Below are 8,834 nucleotides of genomic sequence, written 5' to 3' on the forward strand. Positions count from 1 at the left end.
CGGTCCGGCCTCAGCGGTCCCGGCGTGACGCCGGGAAGGCGGCCCGCGAGCCCAGCACCTCGCGCAGCTCGTGGTCGGCATCGACCAGGGACCGGCGCACGGCGGGGGTGAGGTCGTCGCGGCCGAGTGCCGCTGCACTGAGCTCGGCCGTGCGCGCGGTGTGCACCTGCGGGAAGGCGAGGGTGACGACCTGGGCGAGGGCGTCCTCACCGACCCAGGCGGACATGACCGGAACCTCGGCGAAGTACCGGGCGACGTACGGCTCGACGAGCGCGTCGTCCGGCGCGGACCAGAAGCCCCGGGCCAGGTGGTTCATCTCGTAGTTCGACCGGCCGCGGCGCTCCGTCAGCTGTCCCCAGGCCCACGCCTTGGCCTGCGGGTCGGGGCGGCTCGCGCGGCACATGAGCGCGTTCAGCGAGCCCTGCAAGGTGTCGTCCGTCTCGCGGAACCGCTCGATGTCGGCGTCCGACAGCGCCTCGTGCCGGGCCAGGTTGCGCACCACGATCCACCTGAAGTCGCCGTCGTCCTCGAGTCCGGGCGGCAGCCCGTGCCCGGTGGCCCAGCCGCGCAGCAGCTCCTCGTCGGAGCTCGTGCCGGCCACCAGCCGGGCGGCGGCCAGCGAGGCCGTCGAGCCCGGCTCGGCGCCCGCCAGGAGCGCGCCACCGACCGCGGCGAGCCGGCTGCGCGCTGCCGCCCGCTCCTCGCGCGGGAGGAAGACCCCGACCAGCACCTGCTCGGCGTAGGCCGCCGTCCTCGTCCGGATCGACGAGTTCGGCTCACTGGCCCAGGCCGCCTCGAAGACGTCGAGCACGAGCGCGGGGGACGTCGTGGCGGTGTGCACGCCGTCGACGAGGGCCGACCAGACCACGGCCCGGGCCTGGGCGTCGGGGACCCGGCCGAGCTGGGCGGGCAGCGCGCGGGCCGTCTCGTCCGACAGGACCACGCGCGCCCAGGTCAGGTCTGCCGCGTTCGGGACGAGCACCGCGGGCGCGCGTGTCCCGACGAGTCCGTCCAGCGGCGTCTCTGCCGTGGTGATCGTGGCCGTGACCCGGGCGGTCTGCTCCCCGTCGGTCCATCCGGCCACGTCCAGGGCGTGCGGCCGGTCGGCCGGGAAGGCGGCCGGCACCCGCCGCGTCATCGTGGCCGCGGCGACGCGCCCGTCCTGCACGCCCAGCTCGACCGCGATCGTGTCGCGGCCCGCGGTGAGCAGCCAGGCCTTGGCCCACGCGTCGAGGTCCTTGCCGCTGGCGTCCTGGATGGCGGCCAGGAAGTCGGCCAGGGTGCCGTTGCCGTACGCCTTGGCGGCCAGGTAGGACCGGACCCCGGCGAGGAACCGGTCGCCGCCCACGTAGGCGATCAGCTGCCGCAGCGCCGCGGCGCCCTTCGCGTAGGAGATGCCGTCGAAGTTCTGCAGTGCGCTCGTCGCGTCGAGTGCCGCGACGCCCGCGACGGGGTGGGTCGAGGGCGAGCGCTCGGCGCCATACCCCCAGACCTTGCGCACGATCGACGAGTCGACCCAGGCGTCGGTGTACTCGGTCGCGTCGACGAGGCAGCGGTGCGACATGTACTCGGCGAACGACTCGTTGAGCCACAGGTCGTCCCACCACTGCATCGTGACGAGGTCGCCGAACCACATGTGCGACAGCTCGTGCGCGATGGTGTTGGCGCGGGTCAGCAGCTCGTCGCGGGTGGCCGCGCCGCGGTAGACGTACTGGTCGCGCAGCACGATGCAACCCGGGTTCTCCATCGCCCCGGCGTTGAACTCCGGTGCGAACACCTGGTCGTAGTCGCCGAACGGGTAGCGGATGCCGAACAGCCCGTGGAAGTAGTCGAACGACTGCTTGGTCACCGTGAAGATCTCGGCCGCGTGCCGTTCGAGCGGGTCCTTCAGCGACCGGCGGGCATGGATCGCCAGGGGTATGCCGTCGTGCTCGTCGCGCACGCACGCCCAGGGCCCGGCGCACACCGTCACGAAGTAGGTCGCCAGTGCCTTGGTCGTCGCCAGGGCCCACTCCCCCGGCGCGGTCCGGGTGGCCACGCCGTTGCCGACGACCGACCACTCCCGAGGCGCGTGCACGGTGACGTCGTAGGGCGCCTTCAGGTCGGGCTGGTCGAAGCAGGCGAAGACGCTCGGCGCGGCGTCGAGGAAGAGGTGCCCGTAGACGTAGTTCTGCCCGTCGGCCGGGTCGGTGGCCCGGTGCAGTCCCTGCCCGTCGTGGCTGTAGCTCATGCTCGCCTCGACGACCAGCTCGTTCACTGCTGCCAGACCCGGCAGCGGCAGGCGGCCGTCGACGACGGTGGCCGGGTCGAGGTCACGGCCGTTGAGGCGGGCCGAGGCGACCTCGCGGGCCTTGACGTCGACCCAGCTGTCGGCACCCGGCGAGCCGCTCGTGAAGCGGACCGTCGCGACCGACCCGAAGACCTCGGCGCCGCGGTCGAGGTCGAGGTGGACGGCATACGAGACGACGTGGACCAGCGCGGAGCGCTCGCGCGCCTCGGCCAGGGTCAGACTGCGCATGTGGGCGAGCCTGCCAGATGGCCCGGCCCGGCGGCGGCTCAGTGACGGACGATTGTGCGCCGGCCCTCGCCGGTGCTCGGCCGGGGTGTCACTGCGGTCGTCCCGCCATGCCCTCGAGCCGGGAGATCCGCTGGTCCATCGGCGGGTGCGTGGCGAAGAGCCGGGAGACGTCCTGGGCCCGGAACGGGTTGGCGATCATCATGTGGCTCGCGTTGACGATGTCCTGCTGCGGGGCGAGCGGGGCGCGCTGCACGCCGGACTCGAGCTTGCGCAGCGCGGACGCGAGCGCGAGCGGGTCACCGGTCAGCCGGGCGCCGTCCTCGTCGGCGTCGTACTCGCGGGTGCGGCTGATCGCCATCTGGATCATCATCGCGGCCAGTGGTGCCAGCAGGCTCATGGCCAGCAGCGCGATCGGGTTGGGGCGGTTCTCGTCGGAGCCGCCGCCACCGAACATGCCGAAGAACATGAGCATCTGTCCGATGGCGGTGATGACTCCGGCGATCGCGGCGGCGACCGAGCTGGTGAGGATGTCACGGTTGTAGACGTGCATCAGCTCGTGGCCGAGCACGCCGCGCAGCTCGCGCTCGTCGAGCAGCTGCAGGATGCCCTCGGTGCAGCAGACCGCGGCGTGCTTCGGGCTGCGGCCGGTCGCGAAGGCGTTCGGCGCCTGCGTCGGTGAGACGTAGAGGCGCGGCATCGGCTTGCCGGCCCTGGTCGACAGCTCGCGGACGATCCGGTACATGGCCGGGGCCTGGGCCTCGGAGACGGGGTAGGCGTGCATGGCGCGGATCGCGAGCTTGTCGGAGTTCCAGTACCCGTAGGCGGTGGTCACGACGCCGATGAGCGCGAAGAACCAGATGTAGCGCCCACCGCCGATCAGCGAGCCGAGGCCGAGCAGCAGCACCCAGATGGCGCCGAACAGGGCAACGGTCTTCAGCCCGTTGAAGTGGTTGCGCATGATCGTTGAACGTCCGACCACCGGGCCCCGTTCCTCGTTCCCCGTTCCCCCCGTTCCTCGTTCCTCGTTCCTCGTTCCTCGTTCCCCGACATCGAGCGTGCACCAGTCGACATCGAGCGTGCACCGATCGACATCGAGCGTGCACCAATCGGCATCGAGCGTGCACCGATCGACAGGCGCGTCCGCCGCAGGTGGCAACGGTCGGTCGCCCGACAGAACCGGTCCTGCACTGTCGATCGGGATTGCTGCACTGTCGATCGGGATTGCTGCACTGTCGATCAGGATTGCTGCACTGTCGATGATGCACTGCCGATGTCAGGTGCCGAACAGCCCGAGCAGCAGCTGCGGCTGGACGCTGACCACGACCAGGACGAGCCCGCTGGCGACCAGCGCCACCTGGACCGCGAGCCGCGGCCGTCCCGGCAGGACCACGCCGTCCGCCGGTTGCCCAGCAGCGCCGGGCTGCGTCGCAGCCGCCAGCACCTCGGGCTCCACGGGGTTGACCACGGGCCGCAGCCAGCGCAGGTAGACCGCGACGCCGAGCACGGCGTTGCCGGCCGCGACCAGCGCCAGCCAGACCCAGCCCTCGGAGACTACCGGGCGGAACGCGACGATCTTCCCGACCAGCCCGATCACCCCCGGCGGCAGCCCGGCCAGGGAGGTCAGGGCCAGCGCGAGCGCACCCGCCTGCCACGGGCTGCGCTGCCACAGGCCCGCGTATGCCGCCATCCCCCGCCCGCGCGCCCCGACCTGCTGCACGGTGTGGGCCACGACCGCGAAGGCGACGAGGGTGGCGGCGACATACGTGAGCAGGTAGATCCCTGAGGAGCGCTGCCCGAGCGGGGAGACGCTGACCAGCGGCAGGACCACCCAGCCGGCCTGGGCCACCGTCGACCAGGCGAGCAGGCGTACCACGTCGTCCTGCCGCAGCGCCATGACGTTGCCGAGCGTCATGGTCACCGCCGAGACGACCGCAACGGCGAGCAGGCCGGGGGCGCCGAGGCGCGCGAGCGCCTGCACGACCACCAGCAGGGCGGCCAGCGCGCCGATCTTCGAGACGGTGGCCAGGAAGGTCGCGACCGCGGGGGTGGAGCCGGCGTAGGCGGTCGGCGTCCACGCGTGGAACGGCACCAGGGAGAGCTTGAAGCCGAGCCCGGCCAGGATCACCACCAGCGCGAGCGAGAGCAGCGCCACGGACGGCGGCGTCACCGACGCCGCGGCCCCGGCGACCTCGACGCCGGCCGGGACCGGTCCGGCCGCGAGCGCCGCGTCGGGGCTGAAGAAGGGCGCGCCGGTCGCGAGGAACCACAGCGCGGCCCCGACCGCGAGCAGCGCGAAGGAGACGAGCGAGGTGACCAGCAGCTGCATCGCCCCGGCGAGGGCCGCCCGGGTGCCGGGCAGCGCGACCAGGGCGATGACCGGCAGGGTCGCCAGCTCCAGGGCGACCAGCCAGGTGCCGATGTCGCGGCTCGCGGCGACCACGACCGTGCCGGTCAGGGCGGTCAGGAACAGGACCGCCTCGACCGGCTCCCGGGTCGTCTCGCCGGTCCGGGCCCGGGCCACGGGCCAGGCCAGCGCCAGGCACACCGCGGCGGCGAGCCCCGCGCCGAGCTGCAGGCTGCTGCCGAGGGCGCCGGCCCGCCAGAGGCACTCCAAGGCGGCCATGGCCGAGGAGTACGGCACCGGCCCGGAGCCGGAGGGCGACCCGCCGCCCGGTGAGAACCAGCCCAGGCCCAAGCAGAGCGTGGTGCGGGCCGTGCCGGCCCCGGCGGCGACACCCGGCAGGGCGGCAGCCGCGGCACCGAGCGAGGCGACGACGGCGACGGCATACGGCAGGCCTCTCAGCCGGGGCGCGACCAGGTCGGCGACGAGCACCACGAGCACCCCGGCCAGCGGGAGCAGCGCCGGCAGCAGCGTCCCGACGTCGACGGCGAGGCCGCTCACCGGCGCACCGCCTGCAGCAGGCCGGCCGCGTCGGCGTTCGACAGGTGCAGCAGCAGCTGCGGTCCGACGCCGAGCACGACGGTGGCGCCGACGAGCGCGACGACGACCCCGTGCCGTACCCCGCGCAGGTCGCGCACCGGGGCCGCGGCCGGGTCGCCACCCTCCCCCGACCAGACGATCCGGATTACGCGCACCGCGTAGCCGGCCGCGATGGCCATCCCGACGGCCCCGAGCACGACGCAGACCCGGAAGAGCACCACGGGGCGCCCGGGCGCCGGGAACCACGCGGCGTACAGGGCGAGGAACTCTCCCCAGAAGCTGACCAGGCCCGGCAGCCCGAGCGCCGCGGCGAAGCCGAACACCAACGGCAGCCCGAAGCGGGGCGCGGTGTCGCGCAGGGCGGCCCGCGCGACGGACAGGTCGGCCGAGCCCCACTGCTCCTTGAGGTCGCCGACGACGAGGAAGAGCAGCGCCGCGACGACGCCGTGCGCGATGTTGCCGAACAGCGCGGCCTGCAGCCCGGTGTGGCTGCCGGAGGCGAGGGCCAGCACGACGAAGCCCATGTGCGCCACCGACGAGTAGGCCACCAGCCGTTTGAGGTCGCGCTCGACGAGGCAGACCAGGCCGCCCCAGACGATCCCCACCACACCGAGCACGGCCAGCACCGGTGAGAGGGTCGCCACCCCGTCCGGCACGTTGGCCACGGCGAGCCGGACGATGCCGTAGGTGCCCATCTTGAGCAGCACGGCCGCGAGCAGGACCGACCCGGCCGTCGGGGCGATCGTGTGCGCCGCCGGCAGCCAGGTGTGCAGCGGCCAGATCGGCACCTTGATGCCGAGACCGGCCAGCAGCAGCGCGGCGATGGCGACCTGCACGCCGTGGGGCAGGCCCCGGCCGTGGGCGGCGGCGAGCACCTCGAGGTCGGAGGTGCCCGAGCGCTGGACGAGGAAGAGGATGCCCACGAGCATCAGCGTCGAGCCGAGCACGGTGAAGAAGATGAACCGCCCGGCCGCGTCGGCCCGCACGGCGTCGGCGCGGTGGTGGTCGCCGAACCGGCGGATCAGGACCCACATCGGGACCAGGACGACCTCGAACCCGACGAAGAACAGCAGTGCGTCACGGGTCAGGAAGGTGCCCAGGGCGCCGGCCTCGACGAGCAGGACGCACCCGAGCAGGGTCGAGCGGGTGCCGCCCTCAGGCGGGGGTCCGTGCAGGGTGTGCAACACGATGCCGAGGGTGAGCAGCACGGTGAGCAGGATCAGCGCGATCGAGATGCCGTCGGGGGCCAGGTGCCACCGGATGCCGAGGGCCCGGACCCACATGACGTCGACCTCGAGCCGCAGCACGCAGACCACGACGGCCAGGCCGGCGGTGACGACCGACGCGACCAGCGCGATCGCCCCGTCGGCCGCCGAGGCCGGCGGTATGGCCAGCAGCAGGATCGCCGCGACGAGCGGGACCAGCACGAGGATCGTCACCGCCATACCGTCACCCCCAGGACCGCGACGACGAGGACGCCGGTGACGACCCCGACCAGGCCGAGGGAGGGCACCGCCCGGTGGGCCCGCTGCCCGGCCCGGCCCGCGGCACGGGTCGTGGCCGCGAGCGCGCGTGGGTAGGCGTCGACCACGTCCCGGTCCAGGAACACGACGAGGCGGGCGACCGCGACGACCGCCCGGCCGAAGGCGGCGTAGGCCGCGTCGGCGTGCAGGCCCGCGACCGCAGCGGCGCGTGCCGGCTCGGGCAGCAGGTCGGCCGCGTCGCGCTGCCCGTGCCGCGCGGCGACCCACACCGCCCAGGCCGCCCCGGCGAGGAGCAGCACGGAGACGGCGGCCGAGAGCCACCCCACGTGGACGCTCCCGGGCAGGGTGAGCAGCAGCAGCGTGCCGAGCACGCTCCCGGCGGCGAGCACCGCGACGGACCAGGTGCGCAGCGGCTCGGCCGGGGCGCCGCCTCCCCCGGACGGTCGGCTCGGGGTCGAACCGGCTGGTGCACCGACCTGTTCGGGCTCGAACGGTCCGTTCGCGGGTTGGGCGGGGATGGGCCGGGTCGCGGCGGGTCGGGTCGGGGTGTCGAGCAGCAGCCACGCTCTGGTGCAGTAGGCCGCGGTCAGCACCACCGTGGCGAACAGCGCCACGACCACGACCCAGGCCCGGAACCCGGCGCCCTCACCCGCGCCGTCGAGGGCGGCGTCGATGACGGTGTCCTTGGTGAAGAACCCGACCAGCGGCGGCACCCCCGCCAGCGCCGCGAACCCGAGCGCCATCCCCCACCGCAGGACCGGGCCCGAGCGCACGTGCCCCGCCATCGGGGCGAGCGCGGTCGAGCCGGCGATCGCCGCGAGCCAGCCGCCGCCGAGGAAGAGCAGCGCCTTGAAGAACGCGTGCCCGACCAGGTGCCCCATCCCCGGGCCGACCCCGAGGGCGGCCGGGGCCGCCGCCAGCGCCGCGAGCATGATCGCGACCTGGCTGAGGGTGGAGTAGGCCAGCAGCCGCTTGAGGTCGCGCTGCGCGAAGGCGAGGGCAGCGGCATACACCATCGTGGTGGCGGCCAGCACCGCGAGGACGGTGCGGGCCGCGTCGTTGCCGGCGTAGAGGCTGAACAGGCGGGCGATGACGTAGCTGCCCGCCGCGACCATCGTGGCCGCGTGGATGAGCGCGGAGACCGGGGTCGGACCCTCCATCGCGTCGGGCAGCCAGTCCTGGAACGGCACGAGCCCGGACTTGCCGGCGATCCCGAAGACGACGCAGACCAGCCCGAAGGTCAGCAGGCCGGTGCGGCCCGGCTCGGTCAGCACGGCGAACAGGTCGGTGCTGCGCGCGCGCACGGACAGGGTGACCAGCCCCACCACCATCGCGATGTCGGCGATGCGGGTGACCATGAAGGCCTTGTATGCCGCTCGGCGGGCCGCCGCCCGCTCGCTGTCGTGGCCGATGAGCAGCCACGAGCACCAGCCCATGACCTCCCAGCCGACGAGGGTGAGGACCAGGTCTGCCGACTGGACGACGAGCAGCATCCCGGCCGCGAAGAGCGAGACCCCGGCGGCGAACTGGGGGTAGCGGCGGTCGCGGCGCAGGTACCAGACCGTGTAGGCCTGGATCGCCAGGACGACGAGGGCGACCACGAGCCCGACCAGCCCGGACAGCTCGTCGGAGAGCAGGTGCAGCGGCACGCTGAGGTCGCCGAGCGGCAGGGCGCCGAAGGTGTCGATGTCGCCCTGGTCGGGCGGCGCCACCCACTGCAGCAGGGCCAGCACCGTGGTCGCGCCGGACGCCCCGACGGCGACGACCTGCGCGGCCGGGCGGGACCGGGCCAGCACCAGCCCGGCGAGCCCGGCCAGGGCCGGGACGAGGACGACGAGGCGCACCACCCAGGTCATTCCTCGCCCACCTCCGCGCTGTTCCCGCCCCCGCC

Annotated in this window: 5 protein-coding genes; all 5 read right to left on the reverse strand. The window is 73.9% G+C overall.

Going from position 1 to position 8,834, the window contains the following annotated elements:
* Positions 1 to 10 precede the first annotated feature (10 nt).
* Complete coding sequence (pepN, locus tag WMI84_RS14830; RefSeq protein ID WP_347354492.1) at positions 11 to 2,518, reverse strand: aminopeptidase N; 2,508 nt, start codon at positions 2,516 to 2,518, stop codon at positions 11 to 13.
* An 88-nt stretch (positions 2,519 to 2,606) separates the two neighbouring features.
* The gene (gene htpX, locus WMI84_RS14835) at positions 2,607 to 3,476 is read right to left on the reverse strand and encodes a zinc metalloprotease HtpX (protein WP_347354494.1); all 870 of its coding nucleotides are present in this window, start codon (positions 3,474 to 3,476) and stop codon (positions 2,607 to 2,609) included.
* A gap of 315 nt (positions 3,477 to 3,791) precedes the next feature.
* Positions 3,792 to 5,420: a proton-conducting transporter membrane subunit gene (locus WMI84_RS14840; RefSeq protein ID WP_347354496.1), complete on the reverse strand. Its 1,629-nt coding sequence runs from the start codon at positions 5,418 to 5,420 to the stop codon at positions 3,792 to 3,794.
* Positions 5,417 to 6,904 carry an NADH-quinone oxidoreductase subunit M gene (locus WMI84_RS14845; protein WP_347354498.1) on the reverse strand — a complete coding sequence of 496 codons (1,488 nt, stop codon included), beginning with the start codon at positions 6,902 to 6,904 and terminating at the stop codon, positions 5,417 to 5,419. Before WMI84_RS14845 ends, WMI84_RS14840 begins: the two co-directional genes overlap by 4 nt.
* A partial coding sequence (locus tag WMI84_RS14850; protein ID WP_347354500.1) for a proton-conducting transporter membrane subunit occupies positions 6,895 to 8,834 on the reverse strand: 1,940 nt, incomplete at its 5' end. The genes WMI84_RS14850 and WMI84_RS14845, both read right to left, overlap by 10 nt.

This window comes from Intrasporangium sp., assembly GCF_039812505.1.
In the GTDB taxonomy this organism is placed as follows: Bacteria; Actinomycetota; Actinomycetes; order Actinomycetales; family Dermatophilaceae; genus Intrasporangium_A.